This is a genomic window from Pseudomonas gregormendelii (assembly GCF_017114825.1).
Taxonomy (GTDB): domain Bacteria; phylum Pseudomonadota; class Gammaproteobacteria; order Pseudomonadales; family Pseudomonadaceae; genus Aquipseudomonas; species Aquipseudomonas gregormendelii.
This window is the reverse complement of record NZ_JADEVO010000005.1, coordinates 146,589-171,609: the sequence shown is the minus strand read 5'-3', so window position 1 is coordinate 171,609 and position 25,021 is coordinate 146,589. Positions and strand designations below refer to the sequence as shown.

Genomic DNA, 25,021 nt, shown 5'->3' with positions numbered 1-25,021 from the left:
TGAGATAGTTTGTGGGAGTTGACTATGGCTCCAATCCCAACTCGTGCTTCACCAAACCCAGCAGCTTCACGGTATCAATGGGCTTGAGCAGAAAGTCCACCACGCTCAGGTGCATCGCTGCGATGGCGTCTTTCACATCGGCATCGCCGGACACAATGATGATCGGCATCGCCGCCCGCACCGATTCACGAACCTGGCGGATCAGGTCCAGGCCATCGACATGCCCCATCCGCAAATCGGTGATCACCAGGCCAATCGAGGGTTTCTCGTCCAGCATCTTCAGTGCGGTTTCACCGCTGGCTGCGGTCAGGCAGCGAATACCATCCAGCGCCAGGATCTCCGACAATAATTCACGTGCATCTTTGTCATCATCGACGATCAACACACGCTGGGGCGGTAGATCGGGTTCGAGCATGACCGCACTTAGCGCCTCGCGCTCGGCGTCACTCAGGATATCTTGGTCGGACATGGCTTTCTCAAAGGTTACAAATCGTTCCTGGCCCACTCGTGAGACATCGCCAGCCAGCGGTTCAATGTGCACTTCGTCGGATTTATTTCCAATAGGTGGGGAGTGAGATTTTTCCCAACGTTACGTCGGACTCTTCCGATAGTTAATCCGGTCGTTGCCTACCTAGACTTACGTCCAATGGGCACCCTGCGCCCATGGGCCGACCATGTTGAAGTCATCCGACAACAATAATTCCAAACGACTGCGGTAATGGTTATGAGTAAAGTGGACGCCTTCACCCAGGCAGGGAAGACTGCGGTGTTGCAAAACATCCAGGGCACTTTGCAGTTCCTTCAGCGCTTCCCGCCGTTCAATCACATGGAACACGCTCACCTGGCGTACCTGGTCGAGCAATGTCAGCTGCGCTTTTACGGACCCGGCGAGAGCATCATCAAGCCTGACGATGGCCCTGTTGAACACTTCTACATCGTCAAACAAGGCCGCGTCGTGGGTGAGCGCCCGCACACCGCCAAAGGCGGCACCGAAACCACCTTCGAAATCACCACCGGCGAGTGCTTTCCTCTCGCAGCGTTGCTGGGTGAGCGGGCCACTCGTACCGAGCACCTGGCGGCTGAAGACACCTTCTGCCTGCAACTGAACAAGCTGGCGTTCATCAAACTGTTCGCGCTTTCCCACACCTTTCGCGATTTCGCCCTGCGTGGCGTCAGCAGCCTGCTGGATCAGGTCAACCAGCAAGTCCAGCAAAAAGCCGTGGAAACCCTGGGCACCCAATACTCGCTCAATACCCGCCTGGGCGAGTTGGCCATGCGTCATCCAGTGACCTGCAGCCCGGTCACGCCACTGCGCGAAGCCGTGACCCTGATGCATGAACAACAGGTCGGCAGCATTGTGGTGGTCGATGGCGATAAGGCGCCGCTGGGGATTTTCACCCTGCGCGACTTGCGGCACGTGGTGGCAGGCGGCACCAACGACTTCAATGAAGCCATAGAACGGCACATGACCCGCGCACCATTCTTTTTAACCCCGGACCACAGTGCATTTGATGCAGCGATCGCCATGACCGAGCGGCACATTGCCCACGTCTGCCTGGTCAAGGACCACCGCCTGTGCGGTGTGGTGTCGGAACGTGACCTGTTTTCCCTGCAGCGGGTCGATCTGGTGCACCTGGCGCGGACTATCCGCAGTGCCCAGCGCGTGGAAAGCCTGGTGGCGCTGCGCGGCGAGATCGGCCAACTGGTGGAGCGCATGCTGGCCCACGGCGCGTCTTCCACCCAGATCACCCATATCATCACCCTGCTTAACGATCACACGGTGTGCAGGGTGATCGAACTGACACTGGCCGAGAAAGGCGACCCGGGCGTGCCATTCAGCTGGCTATGTTTCGGCAGCGAAGGCCGTCGCGAGCAGACGCTGCACACCGACCAGGACAACGGCATTCTGTTCGAGGCGAGGGACGCCGCCCATGCGGCAGAAATTCGCGGCAAATTGCTACCCATCGCCCAACAGATCAACCAGAGCCTGGCGCTGTGCGGTTTTACCCTGTGCAAGGGCAACATCATGGCCGGCAACCCCGAGCTGTGTTTGTCCCGGGCTGAATGGGCGCGACGTTTCTCGGCGTTCATCCGCGAGGCCACGCCGGAAAACCTGCTGGGCTCGAGTATCTATTTCGACCTGCGCGTGGTCTGGGGCGATGAGCAAGGCTGTGAACAATTGCGCAGGGGCATTCTCGACCAGGTCGCCGACAATCGTTTGTTCCAGCGCATGATGGCCGACAATGCCCTGCGCAACCGCCCACCTGTAGGACGCTTCCGCGAATTCGTGCTGGCACGCAAACATGGCGAGAAAGCCACGATGGATTTGAAAGTCCAGGGCCTTACGCCCTTCGTCGACGGCGCCCGATTGCTGGCGCTGGCCAACGGAATCGAGACCAACAACACCCTGGAACGCTTTCGCCAACTGGTTGATAAAGAGGTCATCGACCGGCTGGACGGCGCGGCCTACGAAGAGGCCTATCATTTCATCCAGCAAACCCGCATGCAGCAGCATCAGCTACAGACCCGGGAGAACCTGCCCTACTCCAACCGGGTCGACCCCGACAGCCTCAATCAGCTGGATCGGCGAATCCTGCGTGAATCCCTGCGCCAGGCCCAGCGTCTGCAAAGCAGCCTCACAGTGAGGTATCAGTTGTGAGCCTGTTTTCCTGGTTGCGCCCCGCCGGCCCCGCGCTGTCTGGCGAAATATTGCAACGTCTGGGTCGCTTGCCGCCGGCGATAGGGCTGAGCGAATGCAGCCTTCGCGAACAACGCTGGGTGGTGCTGGACCTGGAAACCACGGGGCTTAACCTGAACAAGGATCGGGTGTTGTCGATTGGTGCGGTAGTGATCGAGGACGGGGCCATCGACTTCAGTCAGCAGTTCGAACGAACCCTGCAATGCGCCGACATGAAACTGGCCCCCAGTGTGCTGATCCATGGCCTTGGCCCAAGCGCCATTGCGGCGGGCAGCGATCCGGCGCAGGCGTTGCTGGAGTTCATGGAGTTCCTGGGGGACAGCCCGGTGCTGGCTTTTCATGCCCCCTTCGATCAGCACATGCTCGGCCGGGCACTGAAGGATCATCTGGGGTACAAGTTGCAGAATACCTTTCTCGATGTGGCAGACATCGCCCCGCTGTTGTGCCCCCAGGCGCCTATCCGCGAGGCCGGACTGGACGAGTGGATAGACTGGTTCAAACTCGAAGTGTTCGAGCGCCATAACGCCAGTGCCGACGCACTGGCCACCGCCGAACTGGCACTGATCCTGTTCAGCCGGGCACGGCAGCAGCAGATTCACAGCCCGTTGAATCTGCAGCAGCGGCTGAGTCAGTGGAAGCGGCGGCAGCAGTCTCCCTCCTTCTGATAGACGGCGCCTGACTAAACCACCCGACCAGCGCCAATTGCTTACCTCCCCCGCCTCTGCCACAATCGCGAACAATTCTCGTTAGTTAACTCTTCCCAATCGGTGATGCTGCGTGCCGTCAGTCCAAAGCCCTCACAGTGAGCTCGTCGGTGCGCTATATCGCGACCACCGCAGCTGGCTATTGGCTTGGCTGCGCCGCAACGTTGCCTGCCCGCAACGGGCCGAAGACCTCAGTCAGGACACGTTCGTACGACTGCTGGGGCGTGGCGAACTGCACGAGCCCCGCGAACCCCGGGCGTTTCTGGTGGCAATCGCCAAGGGTCTGCTGTTCGACTACTTCCGCCGCGCCGCCCTGGAGCAAGCCTACCTGACCGAGCTGATGCTCATTCCCGAGGGCGAACACCCCTCGGTGGAAGAGCAGCAACTCATTCTCGAAGACCTGAAAAACATCGATCGCCTGCTCGGCAAACTGTCGAGCAAGGCGCGTGCGGCGTTTCTGTATAACCGTCTCGACGGCCTCAGCCACGCAGAAATCGCCCAGCGTCTCGGGGTGTCGGTACCCCGGGTCAGGCAATACCTGGCCCAGGGCATTCGCCAGTGCTACATCGCGCTGTACGGTGAGCCAGCATGAGCCCCGTGAGCTCCAAACCGGTCTCGGCCCAGGTACTGGACGCGGCGATTGCCTGGCAGCTGTCACTGGATTGCGCCAACCCGGTGGAGCGCGAAGAGTTCGCCAAATGGCACGCCGCCCACGAAGAGCACGCGCGCGCCTGGCGTCAGTTGGGCATGCTTGACCAGCGTTTCAGTGTCGCCAGTGGCCCGGCCCGCGCCGCGTTGCTGCAATCGCGTGAGGGCATCCGCCGACGCGTGCGCAAGCTGGGCAGCGGCCTGGCCAGCATCGTGGCGGTGATTGGCCTGGCATTGTTTGCGGGAGAGCGTTACTTGCCGCTCGACTATTGGCTGGCCGATCAGCGCACGGCCACTGGCGAGCAGCGCACCTTGCGCCTGAGCGACGGCACCGTGATCAACCTGAACACCCATAGCGCCGTGGACGTGCGGTTTGACGAGACGCAGCGTCGGGTGATTCTTCAGGACGGCGAAATCCTCGTTGAAACCGGCCACGGCGATGCCCGGCCGTTTATCGTCGAAACCCGCGAAGGCAGCCTGCGCGCACTGGGAACGCGGTTCCTGGTCAAGCGCGAAGAGGATGGCACACGCCTTAGCGTGTTGAAATCCGCAGTGGCCGCCCACCCGCAGGCGAGTCGCGACGAACAGATTCTGCGCGAAGGCCAGCAGGTGCTGATGCGCAACAACGGCCTGGGCCCGGTCGTCGCGCTCAAGCCCGGCGCCGACGCCTGGACTCGCGGCATGCTGGTGGTGGACAACGCGCGCCTGGAAGACCTGGTGCATGAACTGAGTCGTTACCGGCCGGGTTATCTGGGCGTAGCGCCCGAAATTGCAGACCTGCGGATCACCGGCAGTTTCCCGTTGAAGGATACCGACAAGGCCTTGCGCGCATTGCTGCCAACACTGCCAGTGCAGATTGAGCAGCACACGCAGTGGTGGGTGACGGTGGCGAAGGCTGAGCCTTGAAACCTGTGGGAGCAAGGCTTGCTCGCGAGGAGGCCAGGAGATTCACTGCAAAACCTGAATCAAAATTATTTTCACCTGGCCCTATCACTTTTGGAATTTCGTTCGGCACCTAGGCAATTGAGAAGTATTCCCTTTCAGGAGCCGCTTTATGTCCCGTACGCTAGACACCTTGTTGCGCCCCAGCCTGTTGGCCGTGGCCATTGCCCTCAGCGCCCCGCTGGCCAGCGGCCCGCTATTGGCCGCCGAGCAGGCCTCCAGCGTGCGCGCCTACAACTTGCCGGCGGCTCCCCTGGCCAGCACCTTGAACCAGATCGCCAGCCAGGCGGGCCTTGCGCTGTCGCTGAACCCCTCGCTTGCCGCCGGTAAAACCTCTGCACCCGTCCAGGGCCAGTTCGACGCCACCGGCGCCTTGCGCGAAGCGTTGCGTGGCACCGGCTTGCAACTGGAGCAAAGCAGCGCGGGCACGTTCAGCCTGGTGGCCGTGCCTGAGGGCGTGATGGCCCTGCCGACGACCAATGTGACAGGAGTGGAAAACACCGAGAGCGCCTGGGGCCCGGTTGGCGGCTACCTCGCCACTCGCACTGCTGCCGGCACCAAGACCGACACTGCCCTGGTGGAAGCACCGCGCTCGATCTCGGTCGTCACTCGCCAGCAGATGGACGACCGCAACGTACAGAATATTGATGACGCCGTGCGCTACATGCCCGGCATCGTCGCCAGCAGCTACGGCAGCGACACCCGTGCCGACTGGTTGCGTGTACGCGGCTTCGAACCGACCCAGTTCCTCGACGGCCTGCCGCTGCCAAAAGGCGTATACGCCAACCCGAAACAGGAAACCTGGAACCTCGATCGACTCGCCCTGCTGCGCGGTCCGGCCTCCTCCGTGTATGGCCAGACCCCACCGGGCGGCATGCTGGACATGGTCAGCCGCCGCCCCAGCGCCGAGTCGAGCAGTGAAATCCAGGTGGAATATGGGAGTGACAATCATCGCCAGATCAACTTTGCCAGCACCGGCAAGATCGACGAAGACGGTCGGTTCCTCTACGGCCTAAGCGCAGTGGTCCGCGACAGTGGCACGCAGATCGACCACGTCGATAACAAGCGCTACAACATTGCGCCCAGCCTGACCTGGAACATCGACGATGACACCAAATTCACCCTGCTGACGCAGTTCACCCGCGACGATACCGGCATCACCAGCCAGTTCCTGCCGATTCAGGGCACCAAAATCCACTCGCCACTGGGTGACATTTCCCATCACAAGAACCTCGGTGATCCAGACTGGGAATACTACGACCGCACCTACTACGCCTTGGGTTATGCCTTCGAGCATCGCCTGAACGATGTCTGGCAGTTCAAACAGAACCTGCGCTACACCAAATCGGACCTGTCGTTCCAGGCGCTCACCCCCGGCGCCTACCCGTTCACCCAGGTGGACGCCCAAGGCAACGTCGGCCGTTCGAGCACCAGCGTCGACGAGGACATCAGCCAGTTCGCCGTGGACAACAACTTCCAGGCCGATTTCGCCACGGGTGATGTAGGTCACACCTTGTTGATCGGCCTCGATCACCAGCGCACCAACACCAACTACACCTCGATTTTCGGTGATGGCCTGACCACCAACGTCAACAATCCCGTCTATGGACTGCCCATCGTGCGCCCGCCGCGTTCCGATGCGTTCTACGACTACGATCAGAAGACCTACCAGACCGGCCTGTATGTGCAGGACCAGATGTACATCGATCAATGGCGACTGACGCTGGGCGGTCGTGAAGACTGGGTGCACACCGGTACCAATTTTTTCAACAAAGGTGATGCCACCAACACCGAGCGCGACAAGAAATTCAGCGCCAATGCGGCCATCAGCTACGTGTTCGACAACGGCATCGTGCCCTACCTGTCCTACGCCGAATCGTTCCAGCCGACCAGCAACGCCACGGCCTCGCCCACCGATTCGTTCAAGCCTACCGAAGGCGAGCAATGGGAGTTGGGTATCAAGTATCAACCGCCTGGGAGCAACACCCTGCTGACCGCTGCGGTGTATACCCTGACGCAGAAGAACGTCTCCGTCACCACCACCAACTCCAATAATGTCTCGATCACCAGCCAGACCGGCGAAGTGAAAGTCAAAGGGCTGGAACTGGAAGCCGTCTCCGACGTGACCGAAAACCTCAAGGTCATCGCGGCCTACACCCTGGCCAAATCCGAGGTACAGGACGGCGCGTTCAAGGGCAATCGCCTGCAACTGATGCCCAACCAGCAGGCTTCGCTGTGGACCGACTACACCTGGCACACCGGTGTGCTCGACGGCTTCGGCGTAGGCGGCGGCGTTCGCTACACCGGTAATACCTATGGCGACCAGGCCAACACCGAGCTGGGCAAGGCGGACGCTTTCACCGTGTTCGACGCCGCTGTCCACTACGATCTCGGCCGCCTGGACAACAGCCTCAAAGGCGCGTCCCTGGCACTGAACGCCACCAACTTGTTCGACAAGGATTACATCTCCACCTGTGACAGTTTCTATTGCTACTACGGCGACCAGCGCAGTGTCGTCGCCAGTGCGACCTACAAGTGGTAAACGCTTGACCTGACACACCCAACACCGGGCCGTCCTTCGAGGACGGCTTTGGTATTTCTGAAGGGCTGCAAATGAAGAGTAAAACGATCCGCCGCTGGTCCTTCGTCCATACCTGGACCAGCCTGATTTGCACCGTGTTCCTGCTGATGCTGGCGGTAACCGGCTTGCCATTGATTTTTCACCACGAGATCGACCATCTCCTGGGCGATGCACCCGAGCTCAAGGAAATGCCCGCCGGCACTGCGCGGCTGAACTTGCAGCAACTGGTGCTGGCGGCGGAAAAACATCGGCCGGGCGAAGTCATGCAGTACTTCGGTTTCGACGAAGAAGACCCCAATGCCGCGTTCGCGATCATGGCGGCCACTGCCGGAACCGAGCCGAATTCGTCCCATACCTTCATGCTCGACGCCCGCACCGGTGAAGCACTGGAAATGCCTTCGGCGAACGGCGGTTTCATGATGATCATGCTGCGACTGCACGTGGACATGTTCGCCGGCCTGCCGGGCAAGCTGTTGCTGGCGTTCATGGGCATTCTGTTCGTGGTAGCCATCGTGTCCGGGACAGTGCTGTACCTGCCATTCATGCGCCGGTTGAAATTCGCCACCGTGCGCCAGGATAAATCCACACGCCTGCGCTGGCTCGACCTGCATAACCTGATCGGCGTCGTGGCCCTGACCTGGATGCTGGTGGTCGGTGTCACCGGAGTGATCAGCGCCTGTGCCGACCTGCTGATCGCGGCATGGCGCAATGAGGCCTTGGGCGCGATGATCGCGCCCTATGCCGACGCACCCGTGCTGACGCAGCTCGCGCCACCGACTCGCCTGCTGGACATCGCCAGCGAGGTCGCACCGGACATGCAACCCGACTTCATCGCCTTCCCCGGCACGCGGTTCTCCAGCGAGCATCATTACGCCGTATTCATGAAAGGCAACACGCACCTGACCTCCCACCTGCTGACGCCAGTGCTGATTGACGCCAGCACCCTGCAAGTCACTGCCGTGGCGGAGCGGCCGTGGTACATGGACGTCATGGGCATGTCGCAGCCGTTGCACTTTGGTGATTACGGCGGCATGCCGATGAAAATCCTGTGGGCGACCCTGGATGTGCTGACCATCATCGTGCTCGGCAGCGGGGTGTACCTGTGGGTCGTGCGGCGCAAAGCGGCAAAGCCTGTGCTTGAAACTGCGGAGGCTCAAGCATGAGGCCGCGCCAGTCGAATTTCTGGAAAGTCTTTGCCATTCCCACGGTCATCGGCCTGTTCACCGCCGCCGGGTTGTTCGCGGCGTTGCTGGGCGATGGCGTGTGGGATGCTTTGAGCTGGCTGGGCCTGGGCATTCCCGCCGCCTTCGCCCTGCGAGGCCTCCTGCAACGCCGGTAACGCCGGTAACGTCAATAATGCCGATAACGCGACGTCCCCGTAGGAGCTGCCGCAGGCTGCGATCTTTTGATCTTTTGATCTTTTGATCTTTTGATCTTTTGATCTTTTGATCTTTTGATCTTTTGATCTTTTGATCTTTTGATTTTCAAGATCAAAAGATCGCAGCCTGCGGCAGCTCCTACGGTCCCCTCGTTGCCCGCCACCTGAAAATGCAAAACCTGTGGGAGCGGACTTGCTCGCGAAAGCGGTATATCAGTCGACATCTGTTTCGGCTGATATACCGATGGCGGTGCGTCAGTTACATCAATTTCAGATGTGCTACCGTCATCGCGGGCAAGCCTTGCTCCCACCGCTGCCTGCCACCACCACTGACCGAGACGCCGCCATGTCCACCCCGACCATGACCCTCTACCACAACTCCCTCTCGCCTTTCGTACGCAAAGTCATGGTGCTGCTGCACGAAACCGGTCAACAGGACCGAGTCGCCCTGCAAAACTGCGTGCTCTCCCCAGTCGACCCAGACCCGAGCCTGATCAACGACAACCCCCTGAGCAAAATCCCCGCCCTGCGCCTGGCCGACGGCAACTTCATCCACGACAGCCGGGTGATCCTCGATTACCTCGATCACCAGCACGTTGGCAATCCGCTGATCCCCCGCGAAGGCTCGGCCCGCTGGCGCCGCCTGACGCTCGCCTCCATGGCCGACGGCATCATGGACGCCGCCGTGCTCACACGTTACGAAGTCGCCCTGCGCGCCCCGGAAAAACACTGGGATGCCTGGCTTGACGGCCAGCGCGACAAAATCCGCCGCGCGCTCGCATTGCTTGAAGCAGAGGCCATCGCCGAGCTGACCAGTCATTTTGATGTGGCGGCGATCAGTGTGGCTTGTGCCCTTGGTTATCTGGATCTGCGCCATCCGGACCTGGCTTGGCGCGAGCCTAATCCGCAGCTGGCGGCGTGGTATTTCGAGGTGAGCCAGCGGCCTTCGATGTTGGCCACAATGCCCAAGGTTTGAATTTCAGTTCAAAGCAATGGCCTCAAAAGATGGTCCGATTGGGGGCTGAACGGTTTGACTACGTAATCGTCGGCACCGATTTACAGCCCTACCACGCGATCGATTTCCGCATCTCGGGCGCAGAGGAAAATCAGATAAAGCCCTCGCCCTGCAAGGCGAATATCAGGGTATCGGCAATGGCGGCTTCGTCTTCGACCATCAGGATATGGGGCATGGCGTGCGGGCCCGTCAGTTAAGTGGGGGGAACGGTGAACCAGGTTGATGCGACGTCAATCGGCAGCCAATGCTCAGCAATCAGGCTTATCCGCGGTAAAACGCCGAGCCGGATTCACCGCCGCACCAAACTCACGCAGCGCCTTTGCCCCAATCAACAACGGATAGTTAAAACTGCTGCGATCCGTCAAATTGACCTCGACCGTGCGTTTGACGTTACCCAGGCACAGCTCCAGATCCACCACCGGACGCTTGGTCGGCGCCGCCGACTCATCATCGTCCGCATCCTCTTCCGAGCGGGTCTTGATCTTGCTGATCCGCGCAATCTTGTGCTCGTAGACCTTATTGCTCGCATCCTTGGTCGCAAGGCGGAAACGCACCCACTCATCACCGTCACGGGTGAAGGTCTCGATGTCTTTGGCCGACAGCGACGCGGTCAGGGCGCCGGTGTCCATTTTGGCCTTGAGCACTTCGCCGCCGATTTCCGGCAGCGCGATGTATTCGTAGCGACCGTACAGGGTCGGCTCGGCGGCCATCACTGGCAGGGCCACCAAGGTCAGCAGGGCGAAGAGGGATTTCACGTAGTGGGCATCCTTGAAAAGTGGGCAGCGCAATTTTAGACAGCCAGTGGGTAATTCGTTCGTTCTTACGATCGCGTCGCGGGCAAGCCCGTTCCCACAGGGTTTTGGGTGGTTCAAAAAATCTTGCACACCTCAATCTACTGTGGAAGCGGGATTGCCCGAGAAGAGGTCGGATCAATCACCACAAGACCTGAGGACCGTTAATGAGGTCAAGCATACCGCCAGCCAGGTGAAACATTCGTCATCACCGATTTGGCCTCGCGCCCGAAGCTGCTTATCATGACGCGCCCAAATGATTTCAAGAGTGACTTATGCGCCGACTGCTCACCGGCTGTTTCGTTACCCTGCTGCTGTTGCTCAACACCTTGGTCCTGTTCGGGCCGCTGATGGTGTTTGCCTTGCTCAAGCTGGTGCTGCCCGGGCGCCTGCGCGACTACGCGTCGGGGGCGGTGATGTGGATCGCCGAGACCTGGGCGGAAGTCGACAAGCTGATCTTCCGGCTGTGCATCCCCACGCAATGGGACATCCGTGGCGGCGATAACTTGCGCACTGACACGTCCTATCTGGTGATCAGCAATCATCAATCCTGGGTCGATATTCCGGCGCTGATTCAGACGCTGAACCGGCGCACGCCGTTCTTCAAGTTTTTCCTCAAGAAAGAACTGATCTGGGTGCCCTTCCTGGGGCTGGCGTGGTGGGCACTGGATTACCCGTTCATGAAGCGCTACACCAAAGCCTTCCTGGCAAAGAACCCGGAGCTTGCCGGCCAGGATCTGAAAATCACCAAGGCGGCCTGCGAGCTGTTCAAGCGCCAGCCGGTGACGGTGGTCAATTACCTGGAAGGTACCCGGTTCACTGCCGCGAAAAGCGCCCATCAGCAATCACCCTTCACCCACCTGCTCAAACCCAAGGCGGGCGGTGTGGCGTTTGTGCTGGCGGCGATGGGCGAGCAGCTGGATGCGATTCTCGACGTCACCGTGGTCTATCCGCAGCAGAAAATCCCGGGCTTCCGGGACCTGATCAGCGGCAACTTGCCGAGGGTCATCATCGACATCAACACCCGCGAACTCGACCCCGCGCTGTGGCAGGGCGATTACGAAAACGATCCGGTTTTTCGCGAAAAAATCCAAAACTGGGTCAACCAGCTCTGGATCGAAAAAGATCAGCGCATCGACGCCTTGCGCGCCGGGCGCCGCTGAATCAGGTGCCGGTACCTGCGCCCCAGATGCTGCCGAGGCTTTGCAGCAGCGAACCACCAACGCCCTGTTGACCGAGGTATTGCAGGATCAAGGGGGCAAACTGGCCGATCATGCCGGTGTCCATGCCCAGGGCGCTGAACGCATTGTTCAGGTCGTTGGTGTCCTTGACGGTGCCCAAGGCATTGTCCAGCCCTGCCGCCTTGCCGTTCGAGCCGAGCAAACCGGCCAACGCGCCCAGCTCACCACCGCCCGACAACTTGTCGATCCCCGGAACGCTTTTGGCCAGTTCGGAATAGTCGGTCGAACTCAGCTGATTCTTCGCCAGGCCCAGCATCGCCGCGGCGCCACCGACGGCTTGCTCGGGTTTTACATTCAACTGCGAAGTCAGCGCGCCGAGCAGACCCGCCGTTTCCGAGGTCGGCGCCGCTTTAGTGGCCGCATCACCGCCCTGCATGCTCGACGCCGCTTTGGTCAGATCGTCCAGGGTGAACCCGGCGAACACCGGGCTGGCCGCCAGGGTCATGAGCGAAGCCAGTGCAAAACCGCGTGAAATCTTCATCGAGACAACCTCTTTAGGCATAAACCGCCCACCCATGAGCGGCGAAAAGCTGTGCGTTCGACTGGTTTCCCGGAGGATTGTTCCCGCATCTGTAAGCCTGTCGCAGCTTCTGTAGTAGCTGCCGAAGGCTGCGATCTTTTGATCTTCAGCGCATTCAAGCCCGCCCAAAATCAAGATCAAAAGATCGCAGGCTTTGCCAGCTCCTACAAGGTCCGGCGTTGTGACCCGTAAAAAGAGTTTCTTCGTGGTGCATCCAGTCTAGACCCGGCCGCGTATATCAAGCACGGACAGACATTCCTGGCCGATTCCCTCCTCAAGGATCACTACCATGAAACGCACTTCGATGAAAACGCCGTTGATTGCCAGCCTGCTGACCCTGGCCCTTGGCGGCGGATCCGTCCTGAACACCGTGCAAGCGGCAACCATGAGCCATGACGCGGTGATGGTCGGCGGCCAAAGCATGCTGCCGAGCAAAGACATCGTCGACAACGCGGTGAACTCCTCAGACCACACCACGCTGGTCGCCGCCGTGAAAGCCGCCGGCCTCGTCGACACGCTCAAAGGCAAAGGCCCATTCACCGTGTTCGCACCGGTCAATTCGGCCTTTACCGCCCTGCCCGCCGGCACCGTCGATACGCTGCTCAAACCTGAAAACAAGGCCACCCTGACCAAAATCCTCACCTACCACGTCGTCGCCGGAAAACTCGACATGATGACCCTGACCGAGAAGATCAAGGCCGGTGGCGGCAAGACCGAACTCACCACCGTCGCTGGCGGCAAGCTCTGGGCGATGATGAACGGCCCGCACAACATCACCATCAAAGATGAAAAAGGTGATGTCGCCGATATCACCACCTACGACGTGTACCAGTCAAACGGCGTGATTCAGGTCATCGACAAAGTGCTGATGCCGAAAGGTTGAGTTGTACCGCCGGCCCTGCGCATCGGGGTCGGCGGATTTTTCCGAGGTGTCTGCCCGTGAATGGAACAACTGCGCGCTGTGAACTAACCTCTGCCTGCAACCGGCACCGCACGCAACCTCACCTCACCACCTCGACTGATTGGAGAACCGTTATTTCCATTGCCGACACCGATCAGCTCAGGCAGCTTCTGGCCCAGTGTTCGCTGGGTGACCGCCGCGCATTCGAGACGCTTTACCGCAGTGTCGGCCCGCGTTTGCACGGTATTGCCCTGCGGTTCATGGGGCGTCAAGACCTGGCCGAAGAAGTGCTGCAGGAAAGCTTCGTGCGCATCTGGAACAACGCTTCGCGCTATGAGGCACATCTGTCGGCGCCGCTGACCTGGATGGTCAACATCACCCGCAATCAAGCCATCGACCAGCTGCGCAAACACCGCGACCGACCGTTGACCGATCTCGAAGAACAGGCGCTGGTGGATGAAAGTCCATCCGCCCACGAATTATTAAACACCGCACGCGAGGCCAATGCCTTGAACCGCTGCCTGGAAAGCCTCGACGGCATGCAGCGTCAATCGATCACCGTCGCCTACTTTCAAGGGCTGTCCTGCTCGGAACTGGCGGAACACCTGGCCGCGCCGCTGGGCTCGGTCAAATCCTGGATCCGCCGTGGTATGGAGCGCCTGCGCAGGTGCCTTGAATCATGAACTATCAAACCCCGAGCCTGCGCCGAGCCCTCGCCGCCGACTACGCCATTGGCTTGATGCCCGCAGCAGCTCGTCGGCGCTTTGAACAGTTGCTGCTGGAAGACGCGGCATTACGCGCAGAACTGGCGCACTGGCAGGACAGTCTCGCCAGCCTGACCGAAGCATTGCCCGAGCAACCGGTGCCGGAACGCGTGTGGCAAGGCTTCACGGCGCGCATCGACCCACAAAAACTGCATGTGCCACAGAAGCGTTCCTTCTGGAACTGGATGCGGGTGACGGCGGCGTTGTGTTCGCTGGTGGTCGTCGTGTTCCTGAGCGTGCTCTACAACCGTGATGAAGCGCGGTACAGCGCGACATTGCTGACGGCCGATTCGCAACCGGCGCTAAGGGTTCAGGCCCACGACAACTATCTGCAAGTGGAGCCGCTGGCGTTGGCTGCGGTTGATCCGGGACGCAGCCTGGAGTTGTGGGCGATACCGGCGAATGGCAAACCGATTTCCCTCGGCGTGATTCCGGCGGGTGGCAAGGGCAAGGTTGAGCTGAGCGATGCGCAAAAGGTGCTGATCGGCAAGCCGATTGCGTTGGCGGTGAGCCTGGAGCCCAAGGGGGGCTCGCCGACCGGACAGCCGACGGGGCCGGTGTTGTATCAAGGGTCGTTGGCGGTGTTGTGAGCAAACGAAAAGATCAAAAGATCGCAGCCTTCGGCAGCTCCTACAGGGTTACGCGTTCGGCATAGGAGCCGCCGAAGGCTGCGATCTTCTGATGTAAAAACGGCGACCCTGAGGTCGCCGTTTTGTTTTGCGTAACCGTTTACGCCGCGCTGAACAACTTGTGCGGATCAATCACAAACTTCTTCGGTACACCTGCATCAAACTCGCCGTAACCTTCCGGTGCCTGATCCAGGCTGATCACCTGCACGCCCACCACTTCGGCAATGTTGATACGGTCCCACATGATCGCCTGCATCAGCTGGCGGTTGTACTTCATCACAGGTGTCTGGCCGGTGTGGAAGCTGTGGGATTTAGCCCAGCCCAGACCAAAGCGAATGCTCAGGCTGCCCATTTTTGCTGCGGCATCCACTGCACCTGGATCTTCGGTCACGTAAAGGCCCGGGATGCCGATTTTGCCGGCAACACGAACCACGCCCATCAACGAGTTGAGCACCGTGGCCGGAGCCTCGTGTTTCGCACCATCGTGGCCATGACCGCGCGCTTCGAAGCCGACGGCGTCTACGGCGCAGTCTACTTCAGGCTCGCCCAGCAATGCGGCGATCTGTTCGTGCAGCGGGGTGTCCAGGGACAGGTCGGCAATTTCGAAGCCCTGGGCCTTGGCGTGTGCCAGGCGCACGGTGTTGACGTCGCCGATGATGACCACAGCGGCGCCCAGTAGACGAGCGGAAGCTGCAGCGGCCAGGCCGACTGGACCCGCGCCTGCAATGTATACGGTGCTGCCCGGGCCAACGCCGGCAGTGACTGCGCCGTGGTAACCGGTCGGCAGGATGTCGGAGAGGCAGGTCAGGTCACGGATTTTTTCCATCGCGCGATCGCGGTCAGGCAGTTTCAACAGGTTGAAGTCGGCGTAAGGCACCAAGGCGTATTCAGCCTGGCCGCCGGTCCAGTCGCCCATGTCGACATAACCGTAAGCACCGCCCGGACGTGCCGGGTTAACGCTGAGGCAGACACCGGTGTGCATTTCCTTGCAGGAACGGCAGCGCCCGCAAGCCACGTTGAACGGCACGGACACCAGGTCACCGATTTGCAGGTTCTCGACGTCGCTGCCCTTCTCAATCACTTCACCGGTGATTTCGTGCCCCAGCACCAGGCCGGTTTGAGCGGTGGTACGACCGCGTACCATGTGCTGGTCGGAACCACAGATGTTGGTGGACACTACGCGCAGGATCACAGCGTGGTTGATCTTCCTGCCGCGCGGGTCCTGCATTTTCGGATAGTCAATTTTCTGTACTTCGACCTTGCCAGCGCCGAGATACACCACACCACGATTGCCAGACATGCTTTCACCTCGCTGTTGTTTTTATGTAGCACTCACGTCGCCTTGTAGCGGCGGCGCGTTGATTGCTCGGGTTATTGCCTGTGGGTCTTGTGTCTTGTGTTGTGTTTGAGGGCCTCATCGCGGGCAAGCCCGCTCCCACAAGGTTAGGGTTGTGCACATTTTCTGAGCGACCTCAGCCCTGTGCGAGCTGGCTTGCCAGCGATAGCGATTTAAAGAACGACGGTGCGATTGGCGTTCAGGAACACCCGCCGCTCAATGTGATAACCCACCGCTCGCGCCAAGGTCAGCCCTTCGATATCCCGCCCCTTGGCGATCAGGTCTTCCGGGTAGTGACTGTGATCCACGGCCTCCACGCCCTGGGCAATGATCGGCCCTTCGTCCAGGTCGTTGTTGATGTAGTGCGCCGTGGCGCCCACCAGTTTCACACCCTTGTTGTAGGCCTGGTGATACGGCTTGGCGCCCTTGAAACCGGGCAACAGGGAGTGATGGATATTGATCGCCTTGCCATCGAGCTTGCGGCACAGCTCCGGTGACAGGACCTGCATGTAGCGCGCAAGAATCACCAACTCCGCACCGCACTCTTCGATCACTTGCCACACCTGACGCTCTTGCGATGGCTTGTCGTTCGGGTCGAGCGGGAAGTGGTAGTAAGGAATCTGGTGCCAGTCGGCCAGCGGCTTGAGGTCCGGGTGATTGGAGACCACTGCGGCCACGTCCATGGACAGTTGGCCAATGCGTTGGCGATAGAGCAGATCGTTGAGGCAGTGATCGGCCTTGGACACCATGATCACCACTTTTGGCCGATAGTTCGGCGCAGTCAGTTCGAAGATCATGCCGAACGCTTCACCGCGCTCCTGCAAGCCGGCGCGGAATGACTGTTCATCGAACCCGTCAGGCTGACGGAATTCCACCCGGATGAAAAACCGTCCCGAGAGCCGATCATCGAAGGAGTGGTGCTCGGTGACGTAGCAGCCCTGCTCGAAAAGAAACCGCGTCACCGCGTCCACGGTGCCGAGGACGCTAGGGCAGTCGGCGGTCAGAATCCATGTGTCTGGGGCGCGGCTCATAGTGCAGTGACTCCTGAGGTATCGGTAAACGACGCTACCTCTGTAGGAGCGAGCTTGCTCGCGATGGGCGCCAACGATAACGCGTACTGCCTGGGTTAACGCGTCGTCCTCAAGTCCATCGCGAGCACGCTCGCTCCTACAGGTGAGCGGTTGTGATCAAGCCTGGACGCTAAGGCCGTACTCGGCTGCGGCATCCTGCAACCACAACCACCAGTAATCAGAGAAGCTGCGACGGATCAGCAGCTCCCAGGTGTCTTCGGCGGTATGGCGGATCACCAGTTGCGACTTGGCGAACACCGTGCCCACGGCCTTGCCCACCGGGAAGCTGTTGGGGTGCACGTCGTAGCTGGTCGATTTCATCAGGACCTGGCGCACATTCGGGCCGCTCAGTTCGAGGATCTGCTGGCCGCTGCTGACGTTGACGATCTGGATGTGCAAATCACCCAGCGCTTCACGCAGCTTTTGCTCGGCGGCAAATTCTTCACCGGTCGGCACGATCAGCAGCCACTCATCCGGCCCCATCCACTGCAGGCTGGTCTCGCCCTTGACGATCACGCTCAGAGCGCCCGGCAATTCAATGCCGAGGGCCTTGTGCACCCCTTCGGAAAACGCGGCATCGTGGCCATCGCCACGGATGGTCAGGTGGCCGAGGAGTTTCTTCTCACGCACGATCACGCCGGCATTCTTGCGACCCTTGCCTACCAGGCTGGCGAGGTCGGCATGATGCAACGACGACTCGGCCTTGGCGCCGGTGGTTGGGCGTTGTTGGTACACATTGGCTGCGGTCATAAAGCACCTGTTCCTGAATTCTGTTGGTTCCTGTGGTGGCTGCACTGCCGTCATCGCCAGCAGGCTAGCTCCCACATTCAACCGCGTTCCCCTGTGGGAGCTAGCCTGCTAGCGATTGGTAGCCCGCCCACAGATCTCGAGGTCATCAAATGTTCTGGCGCTCGCCCTTCGGATCAAAGAACACCGAAGAAACGATTTCCGCCTCGATCACGCTGCCATCCGCCAGCGGGGCGAACACTCGCTCGCCCATGCGGTTCAGGCCGCCCTTGACCACGCCCATGGCAAACGAATAGCCCAGGGAGTTGTGCGCGTAGCTGGAGGTCACGTGGCCGACCATGCTCATCGGGATCGCCTGCTTGGTGTTGAACACCAGCTGCGCACCCTCAGGGAGCCATTTGGTCGGATCGATCGGCTTCAGGCCAACCAGCTGTTTGCGTTGATCGCGCACACAATCCTCGCGGTTCATGCCGCGCCAGCCGATCCACGAGAACGGTTTGGTGCGACCGACACACCAGCCCATGTTCAGGTCATCCGGGGTCATCGAACCGTCGGTGTCCTGGCCGACGATAATGAAGCCCTTCTCGGCCCGCAGAACGTGCATGGTTTCAGTGCCATACGGGGTCAGGTTGTACTGCTTGCCCGCCTCGACGATTTTCTCCAGCACGCCCATCGCGTAGTCGGCTTGCACGTTGACTTCATACGACAGCTCGCCGGTAAACGAAATCCGGAACACCCGCGCCGGGACGCCACCGACCAGGCCTTCTTTCCAGGTCATGAACGGGAAGGCTTCGTTGCTCAAGTCGATGTCCGTGACCTGGCTGAGCAGCTTGCGGCTGTTCGGGCCGGACAGGGTCATGGTTGCCCAATGGTCAGTCACTGAAGTGAAGTACACCTTCAGGCCTGGCCATTCGGTCTGCTGGTAAATTTCCAGCCACTGCAGTACCCGAGCGGCGCCGCCGGTGGTGGTGGTCATCACAAAATGGTTGTCGGCCAGGCAAGCGGTCACGCCATCGTCGAAAACCATGCCGTCTTCTTTGCACATCAGGCCGTAACGCGCCTTGCCCACATCGAGCTTGGTCCAGGCGTTGGTGTAGATGCGGTTGAGGAATTCGCGGGCGTCCGGGCCCTGGATGTCGATCTTGCCCAGGGTCGAAGCATCCAGCAGACCGACGCTGTCGCGCACGGCCTTGCATTCGCGCTTGACCGCGGCATGCAGGTCTTCACCGTTTTTCGGGAAATACCATGGGCGTTTCCATTGGCCGACGTCTTCAAACTCGGCGCCGTTTTTCACGTGCCAGTGATGCAATGCAGTGAAACGCACAGGCTCGAAGATGTGCCCACAGTGACGACCGGCTACGGCACCGAAAGTCACCGGCGTGTAGTTGGGACGGAACATCGTGGTGCCCATCTGCGGGATGGTGACGTTCAGCGAGCGGGCGGCGATGGCCAGGCCGTTGACGTTACCCAGCTTGCCCTGATCGGTGCCGAAGCCCAGTGCGGTGTAGCGTTTGACGTGCTCAACCGACTCGAAACCTTCGCGGGTCGCCAGTTCGATGCCACCGGCGGTGACGTCGTTCTGGAAGTCGACAAATTGCTTGGGTGCACGGGCCGAATTCTTCTCGTGGGGCACCTGGAACAGCGCCAGGGTTGGCTCTTCGAGGCGGCTCAGGGCTTTAGGCAAAGTACCTTCGACCACCCCGAAACCGGCTTCGCTGGCGGCACGGGCGCCACCTTCAAAACCATCGGCCAGGGAATCACCCAGACCGTAGACGCCATTGATACCGCCCACGCAGACGCGCTTTTGCGGTGCCTCGCCCGGTACAAAACCGAGGATGTCTTCACGCCAGGTCGGCTTGCCTCCCAGGTGCGACGCCAGGTGCACCACCGGGCTGTAGCCGCCGGAGCTGACCACCAGGTCGCAGTCCAGCCATTCGCCGGGGCTGGTGACCTTGTGCCCTTTGACGTCAATGGCAGCAATGCGCGCGCCAGTCACGCGCTTGGTGCCGCGAGACTCGATCACGGCACTGCCGGTCAGGATGCGAATGCCTTTGGCGCGCGCCTCTTCCACCAGCGCGCCGCGCGGATTGCTGCGCGCGTCAGCGATAGCCACGACTTGCAGGCTGGCATCGAGCCAATCCAGCGCCACGCGATAGGCGTGGTCGTTGTTGGTGCTCAGGACCAGCTTTTTGCCGGGTGCGACGCCATACCGGCGAACGTAAGTCGAGACGGCACCGGCAAGCATGTTGCCCGGCACGTCGTTGTTGCCGTAGACCAGCGGACGCTCGTGAGCACCGGTCGCCAGCACCACGCGCTTGGCGCGGACGCGGTGAATGCGTTGACGCACCTGGCCGATCGGAGCGCGGTCGCCGAGGTGATCGGTGAGACGCTCGTGAATGGTCAGGAAGTTATGGTCGTGGTAACCGTTGACCGTGGCACGCGGCAACAGCAGCACGTCAGGGGTGTTCTTCAGTTCGTCGATGACGCTGGCGATCCATTCCACGGCAGGCTTGCCGTCGAGGCTTTCGCGGGAATCGAGCAGGCTGCCGCCGAACTCTTCCTGTTCATCGGCCAGGATCACCCGGGCACCGCTGCGCGCAGCCGCCAGTGCCGCGGCCAGGCCAGCAGGGCCACCGCCAACGATCAGCACGTCACAGTGCTGGTTCATGTAGTCGTAGGTGTCCGGATCGTTCTCGGTCGGCGATCGACCAAGACCTGCGGCCTTACGAATGTACTTCTCGTAGGTCATCCAGAACGATTGCGGGTACATGAAGGTTTTGTAGTAAAAGCCCGGCGGCATCAGCTTGCCGCCGACCTTGCCGAGAATGCCCATCATGTCGTTGTTCACGCTTGGCCAGCCGTTGGTGCTGGTGGCGACCAGGCCTTGATACAGGGCCTGTTGCGTGGCGCGTACGTTAGGTATCTGCGTGGCTTCGGTCGCGCCGATCTGCAGCACTGCGTTCGGCTCTTCAGCGCCTGCGGCGAAGATGCCGCGTGGGCGGGAATACTTGAAGCTGCGACCGATGATATCCACGCCGTTGGCGATCAGCGCGGCGGCCAGGGAGTCACCTTCATAGCCCTTGTAGCTCTGGCCGTTGAACGTGAAGCTCAGCACTTTGTTGCGGTCGATGCGTCCGCCGTTGGACAGGCGATTGATCTGGCTCATACCTTCTCTCCCAGAGCCGTGGCGGCCGCTTTCGGGCTGTCGGTCTTGTCGGTGAATTGTGGCTTGGTGCCGATCTTGTAGGTTTCGAGAATTTCGTAGGTCACGGTGTCGCGGGTGGCGTTGAAGTACTGACGGCAACCGGCGGCATGAATCCACAGCTCGTGGTGCAGGCCGCGAGGGTTATCGCGGAAGAACATATAGTCTCCCCACTCCTCGTCGGTGCAGGAGTTCGGGTCCAGTGGACGCGGGATGTGCGCCTGGCCGGATGCGTGAAATTCCTCTTCGGAGCGCAGCTCGCCGCAGTGAGGACAGAAGATATGCAACATGGGGATTTCTCCTGTTAGTGGGCAACCGCAGCAGCGCCGTGTTCATCGATCAACGCACCGTTGTGGAAACGGTCGATGGAGAAAGGTGCAGCCAATGGGTGCATTTCACCCTTGGCCAGGCTCGCGGCAAATACGTTGCCCGAGCCAGGTGTTGCCTTGAAGCCACCGGTGCCCCAACCGCAGTTGAAGAACATGTTCGGCACCGGGGTTTTTGAAATGATCGGGCAGGCGTCCGGCGTGGTGTCGACGATGCCACCCCACTGCCGGTTCATGCGCACGCGGGACAACACCGGGAACATCTCGACGATGGCCTGGATGGTGTGCTCGATCACCGGGTACGAACCGCGCTGGCCGTAGCCGTTGTAGCCGTCGATACCGGCGCCGATCACCAGGTCGCCCTTGTCGGACTGGCTGATGTAACCGTGTACGGCGTTGGACATGATCACGCTGTCGATAATCGGCTTGATCGGCTCGGACACCAGCGCTTGCAGCGGGTGGGATTCGATCGGCAGACGGAAACCCGCCAGCTTTGCCATGTGCCCGGAGTTACCGGCTGTCACCACGCCGACGCGCTTGGCGCCGATGAAGCCCTTGTTGGTTTCCACGCCGATGCACACGCCGTTTTCCTTGCGGAAGCCGATCACTTCGGTCTGCTGGATCAGGTCCACACCCAGTGCATCGGCGGCACGGGCAAAGCCCCAGGCCACGGCATCGTGACGGGCCACGCCGCCGCGACGCTGGACAGTGGCGCCCATCACCGGGTAGCGAGTGTTTTTCGAGCAGTCGAGGTATGGAATCTCGTCGGCCACTTGCTTGGCATCGAGCAGTTCACCGTCCACGCCGTTGAGGCGGTTGGCGCTGACCCGACGCTCGGAATCACGGATGTCCTGCAGGGTGTGGCACAGGTTGTAGACGCCGCGCTGGGAGAACATCACGTTGTAGTTCAGGTCCTGTGACAGGCCTTCCCACAGTTTCATCGCGTGTTCGTACAGGTGCGCCGACTCGTCCCACAGGTAGTTGGAACGAACGATGGTGGTGTTGCGCGCGGTGTTACCGCCGCCCAGCCAGCCTTTCTCGACCACGGCCACATTGGTGATGCCGTGTTCCTTGGCGAGGTAGTAGGCGGTCGCGAGACCATGCCCGCCACCACCGACGATGACCACGTCATAGACCTTTTTAGGGGTCGGCGTGCGCCACATTTTCTGCCAGTTTTCGTGATGGCTGAGGGAGTGTTTGAAGAGGCCGAAGCCCGAATACCGTTGCATAGTCATTTACTCCAAAACCGCGCTCAGCGATAAACCGGGAAGTCCGCGCACAGGGCCGTCACTTGCTGGGCAACATTTGCTTCTACGTCGGCGTCGCCGAGGTTGTCGAGGATGTCGCAGATCCAGCCGGCCAGCGTGACGCACTGCGTCACCTTGAAGCCGCGAGTCGTCACCGCCGGAGTGCCGATGCGCAGGCCAGAGGTCACGAACGGCGACTGTGGATCGTTCGGGACAGCGTTCTTGTTCACGGTGATGTGAGCGCGACCGAGTGCTGCATCCGCTTCTTTGCCGGTAAGGCCCTGACGAATCAGGCTGACCAGGAACAGGTGGTTATCGGTGCCGCCGGACACTACATCGTAGCCGCGATTGATAAATACGCCGGCCATGGCCTGGGCGTTGTCGATCACTTGCTGCTGGTACGCCTTGAAACCTGGCTCCAGCGCTTCCTTGAAGCACACGGCCTTGCCGGCTATCACGTGCATCAGCGGGCCGCCCTGGCCGCCGGGGAACACGGCAGCGTTGAATTTCTTTTCCAGCTCTTCGTTGGCCTTGGCCAGGATCAAGCCACCCCGTGGACCGCGCAGGGTCTTGTGGGTGGTGGTGGTGACGACGTCGGCGTATGGCAGAGGGTTCGGGTACAGCCCGGCAGCGACCAGGCCGGCGACGTGCGCCATGTCGACGAAGAAATAGGCACCGACTTTGTCAGCTATCTGCCGGAAGCGCGGGAAGTCCAGAGTCTTGGAGTAGGCGGAGAACCCGGCGATGATCATTTTCGGCTTGTGCTCGACCGCCAGGCGCTCGACTTCGTCATAATCGATCAGGCCGGTGGTGGTGTCGATGCCGTACTGCACGGCGTTGTAGAGCTTGCCGGAGAAGCTGACCTTGGCGCCGTGAGTGAGGTGACCGCCGTGGGCCAGGCTCATGCCCAGCACGGTATCGCCTGCGTTCAACAAGGCCAGATAGACAGCGGCGTTAGCCTGGCTGCCGGAATGCGGCTGGACGTTGGCGTAATCGGCACCGAACAGTTGCTTGGCGCGCTCGATGGCCAGCGCTTCAACCTTGTCGACGTGCTCGCAGCCACCGTAGTAGCGCTTGCCCGGGTAGCCTTCGGCGTATTTGTTGGTCAGGCCGCTGCCTTGCGCTTCCATCACGCGTTTGCTGGTGTAGTTTTCGGACGCGATCAGCTCGATATGATCTTCCTGACGTTGCTCCTCGGCATTCATCGCCGCCAGCAGTGCATCGTCGTAACCCTGGATCTGGTCTTGCTTGCTGAACATCGCGTCTCTCCCAGCGGCATCTATGCGCCATTCGTCTCGGTGAGGCACTGGTGTTGCGACAGTGCCCTTTGATGCGATGGTATGACCGGCGCAGACAGGCCAAATGCCTACGGACGCCACGCAAAGGTGCGTTTACGACATGGGCGGAAATGGCATGCCGAACACGATCCTCAAATCAACGAAAAACCCTGTGGGAGCTGGCTTGCCAGCGATGGCGGTGGGTCAGCCACCATCAATGCCGGATGTGACGCCGCTATCGCTGGCAAGCCAGCTCCCACAGGGTTAAGCGATGATTTCGCGGACGAGTAACAGCACAAGGAAATGCAGCGGATACAACGCATACGCCCAGCGTCGCATCGGCGCAGGCTTGAGATGTTTGGCATGTCGCAACAAGACCATCCCCAGCCATGGCGCGATCAGACAAGTGACAATGCCCCAGATGGCGGCGACATTGCCAAACTGCGCCGCCGGATACAGCACCTGCCATTGATTCGCCGCCAGGCCCACCACCCCAGGCAACAGGCTGTAATACCAGGGCCGCCTGATCACCAGCAGCATCGCCAGCGGCAACAGCACGCCGAAGAACCCGAACATCAGTCGTTCCGGGAACAATGCAGCCAGTACCAATGCACCCAGCGCGAGTAGACGCGATTCCAGCGTTTGCTGCTGCCAGCCGCGCGCCACCAACAACCCTAGTACCAGCGTGGGCAGCACGTTCAGCGTGTCGGGCGCCGGCATGAAGAGCCGATACGGGATCTCGCTGATGGCGCTGAACACCACCAACCACGACAGATACCGCCACGGAGTGCCGGCGCGGGATGCGCCCATCCGCGCCAGGTTCGCAGCCATTGCCAGGCAGAACCATGGGAACGCCAATCGCCCCGGCGCAAACAGGATATCAATGGAATCGCCGACATATCGCAGGTGATCGAGCACCATGCTCAAAAGCGCCAGCCACTTGAGCAGATCGAGTGCACCATCGCGCTGAGTCATGTGCATAATTGTCCGCCAACGCTGTATTT

At 60.6% G+C, this 25,021-nt stretch carries 23 protein-coding genes and 1 pseudogene; 12 read left to right on the top strand and 12 right to left on the bottom strand.

Annotated features, from left to right (window positions below; genetic code table 11):
- Positions 1 to 22 precede the first annotated feature (22 nt).
- Positions 23 to 469: a response regulator gene (locus IMW75_RS05925; protein WP_045059926.1), complete on the bottom strand. Its 447-nt coding sequence runs from the start codon at positions 467 to 469 to the stop codon at positions 23 to 25.
- Positions 470 to 718: 249 nt separating this feature from the next.
- On the opposite strand from IMW75_RS05925, the gene IMW75_RS05920 reads away from it, so the two are divergent.
- The 8 genes from IMW75_RS05920 (at position 719) to IMW75_RS05885 (ending at position 9,927) form a co-directional block, all read left to right on the top strand.
- Positions 719 to 2,659 (top strand): putative nucleotidyltransferase substrate binding domain-containing protein, encoded by a 1,941-nt coding sequence (locus tag IMW75_RS05920; RefSeq protein WP_205892089.1) that lies wholly within the window; start codon positions 719 to 721, stop codon positions 2,657 to 2,659.
- A complete protein-coding gene (locus tag IMW75_RS05915; protein WP_045059924.1) occupies positions 2,656 to 3,363 on the top strand; it encodes a 3'-5' exonuclease in 708 nt (235 codons plus the stop codon). Before IMW75_RS05920 ends, IMW75_RS05915 begins: the two co-directional genes overlap by 4 nt.
- Before the next feature lie 112 nt (positions 3,364 to 3,475).
- Complete coding sequence (locus IMW75_RS05910; protein WP_122841221.1) at positions 3,476 to 3,994, top strand: RNA polymerase sigma factor; 519 nt, start codon at positions 3,476 to 3,478, stop codon at positions 3,992 to 3,994.
- Positions 3,991 to 4,956, top strand: a complete 966-nt coding sequence (locus IMW75_RS05905; RefSeq protein ID WP_205892088.1) for a FecR domain-containing protein — start codon at positions 3,991 to 3,993, stop codon at positions 4,954 to 4,956. Before IMW75_RS05910 ends, IMW75_RS05905 begins: the two co-directional genes overlap by 4 nt.
- 148 nt (positions 4,957 to 5,104) lie before the next feature.
- Positions 5,105 to 7,534 carry a TonB-dependent siderophore receptor gene (locus tag IMW75_RS05900; protein WP_205892087.1) on the top strand — a complete coding sequence of 810 codons (2,430 nt, stop codon included), beginning with the start codon at positions 5,105 to 5,107 and terminating at the stop codon, positions 7,532 to 7,534.
- 71 nt (positions 7,535 to 7,605) lie between these two features.
- Complete coding sequence (locus IMW75_RS05895; protein ID WP_205892086.1) at positions 7,606 to 8,736, top strand: PepSY-associated TM helix domain-containing protein; 1,131 nt, start codon at positions 7,606 to 7,608, stop codon at positions 8,734 to 8,736.
- Positions 8,733 to 8,912 carry a hypothetical protein gene (locus IMW75_RS05890; RefSeq protein ID WP_045059919.1) on the top strand — a complete coding sequence of 60 codons (180 nt, stop codon included), beginning with the start codon at positions 8,733 to 8,735 and terminating at the stop codon, positions 8,910 to 8,912. Before IMW75_RS05895 ends, IMW75_RS05890 begins: the two co-directional genes overlap by 4 nt.
- Before the next feature lie 385 nt (positions 8,913 to 9,297).
- Positions 9,298 to 9,927: a glutathione S-transferase gene (locus IMW75_RS05885; RefSeq protein WP_205892085.1), complete on the top strand. Its 630-nt coding sequence runs from the start codon at positions 9,298 to 9,300 to the stop codon at positions 9,925 to 9,927.
- 83 nt (positions 9,928 to 10,010) lie between these two features.
- On the opposite strand, the pseudogene IMW75_RS05880 reads toward IMW75_RS05885, so the two are convergent.
- Positions 10,011 to 10,141: pseudogene (locus IMW75_RS05880) on the bottom strand (two-component system response regulator CreB); the annotation flags it as partial.
- A 73-nt stretch (positions 10,142 to 10,214) separates the two neighbouring features.
- Positions 10,215 to 10,721, bottom strand: coding sequence for a retropepsin-like aspartic peptidase RloA2 (gene rloA2 / locus IMW75_RS05875; RefSeq protein WP_045059918.1), 507 nt, complete (start codon positions 10,719 to 10,721; stop codon positions 10,215 to 10,217).
- A gap of 311 nt (positions 10,722 to 11,032) precedes the next feature.
- Here rloA2 and IMW75_RS05870 point away from each other — a divergent pair, with 311 nt between their 5' ends.
- Positions 11,033 to 11,920 carry an acyltransferase gene (locus IMW75_RS05870; RefSeq protein ID WP_045059917.1) on the top strand — a complete coding sequence of 296 codons (888 nt, stop codon included), beginning with the start codon at positions 11,033 to 11,035 and terminating at the stop codon, positions 11,918 to 11,920.
- A 1-nt stretch (position 11,921) separates the two neighbouring features.
- Here IMW75_RS05870 and IMW75_RS05865 read toward each other — a convergent pair whose 3' ends face one another.
- Positions 11,922 to 12,479, bottom strand: coding sequence for a DUF2780 domain-containing protein (locus IMW75_RS05865; RefSeq protein ID WP_205892084.1), 558 nt, complete (start codon positions 12,477 to 12,479; stop codon positions 11,922 to 11,924).
- 328 nt (positions 12,480 to 12,807) lie between these two features.
- Here IMW75_RS05865 and IMW75_RS05860 point away from each other — a divergent pair, with 328 nt between their 5' ends.
- The 3 genes from IMW75_RS05860 to IMW75_RS05850 are packed head-to-tail and all read left to right on the top strand — an operon-like array spanning position 12,808 to position 14,773.
- Positions 12,808 to 13,401 (top strand): fasciclin domain-containing protein, encoded by a 594-nt coding sequence (locus IMW75_RS05860; protein WP_082069185.1) that lies wholly within the window; start codon positions 12,808 to 12,810, stop codon positions 13,399 to 13,401.
- A gap of 56 nt (positions 13,402 to 13,457) precedes the next feature.
- Entirely contained in the window at positions 13,458 to 14,102 is a 645-nt protein-coding gene (locus IMW75_RS05855; RefSeq protein WP_045059916.1) for a sigma-70 family RNA polymerase sigma factor, read from the top strand.
- Positions 14,099 to 14,773, top strand: a complete 675-nt coding sequence (locus IMW75_RS05850) for an anti-sigma factor (RefSeq protein WP_205892083.1) — start codon at positions 14,099 to 14,101, stop codon at positions 14,771 to 14,773. The genes IMW75_RS05855 and IMW75_RS05850 overlap by 4 nt, the downstream gene beginning before the upstream one ends.
- A 139-nt stretch (positions 14,774 to 14,912) precedes the next feature.
- On the opposite strand, the gene fdhA is transcribed toward IMW75_RS05850, so the two are convergent.
- From fdhA to IMW75_RS05810, 8 genes are all read right to left on the bottom strand, one after another.
- The gene (fdhA, locus tag IMW75_RS05845; RefSeq protein ID WP_045059914.1) at positions 14,913 to 16,112 is read right to left on the bottom strand and encodes a formaldehyde dehydrogenase, glutathione-independent; all 1,200 of its coding nucleotides are present in this window, start codon (positions 16,110 to 16,112) and stop codon (positions 14,913 to 14,915) included.
- A gap of 209 nt (positions 16,113 to 16,321) precedes the next feature.
- Positions 16,322 to 17,179, bottom strand: a complete 858-nt coding sequence (gene purU / locus IMW75_RS05840) for a formyltetrahydrofolate deformylase (protein ID WP_122841212.1) — start codon at positions 17,177 to 17,179, stop codon at positions 16,322 to 16,324.
- 156 nt (positions 17,180 to 17,335) lie between these two features.
- On the bottom strand, positions 17,336 to 17,968 hold the full coding sequence (locus IMW75_RS05835; protein ID WP_205892082.1) for a sarcosine oxidase subunit gamma: 633 nt from the start codon (positions 17,966 to 17,968) through the stop codon (positions 17,336 to 17,338).
- Between the two features lie 145 nt (positions 17,969 to 18,113).
- Positions 18,114 to 21,131 carry a sarcosine oxidase subunit alpha gene (locus IMW75_RS05830; RefSeq protein ID WP_205892081.1) on the bottom strand — a complete coding sequence of 1,006 codons (3,018 nt, stop codon included), beginning with the start codon at positions 21,129 to 21,131 and terminating at the stop codon, positions 18,114 to 18,116.
- The gene (locus IMW75_RS05825; RefSeq protein ID WP_192306643.1) at positions 21,128 to 21,457 is read right to left on the bottom strand and encodes a sarcosine oxidase subunit delta; all 330 of its coding nucleotides are present in this window, start codon (positions 21,455 to 21,457) and stop codon (positions 21,128 to 21,130) included. Before IMW75_RS05825 ends, IMW75_RS05830 begins: the two co-directional genes overlap by 4 nt.
- Positions 21,458 to 21,471: 14 nt before the next feature.
- The gene (locus tag IMW75_RS05820; RefSeq protein WP_007947735.1) at positions 21,472 to 22,722 is read right to left on the bottom strand and encodes a sarcosine oxidase subunit beta; all 1,251 of its coding nucleotides are present in this window, start codon (positions 22,720 to 22,722) and stop codon (positions 21,472 to 21,474) included.
- A gap of 23 nt (positions 22,723 to 22,745) precedes the next feature.
- Positions 22,746 to 23,999, bottom strand: coding sequence for a serine hydroxymethyltransferase (gene glyA / locus IMW75_RS05815; protein ID WP_045059909.1), 1,254 nt, complete (start codon positions 23,997 to 23,999; stop codon positions 22,746 to 22,748).
- Between the two features lie 282 nt (positions 24,000 to 24,281).
- Positions 24,282 to 24,998: a TraX family protein gene (locus IMW75_RS05810; protein ID WP_205892080.1), complete on the bottom strand. Its 717-nt coding sequence runs from the start codon at positions 24,996 to 24,998 to the stop codon at positions 24,282 to 24,284.
- Positions 24,999 to 25,021 lie beyond the last annotated feature (23 nt).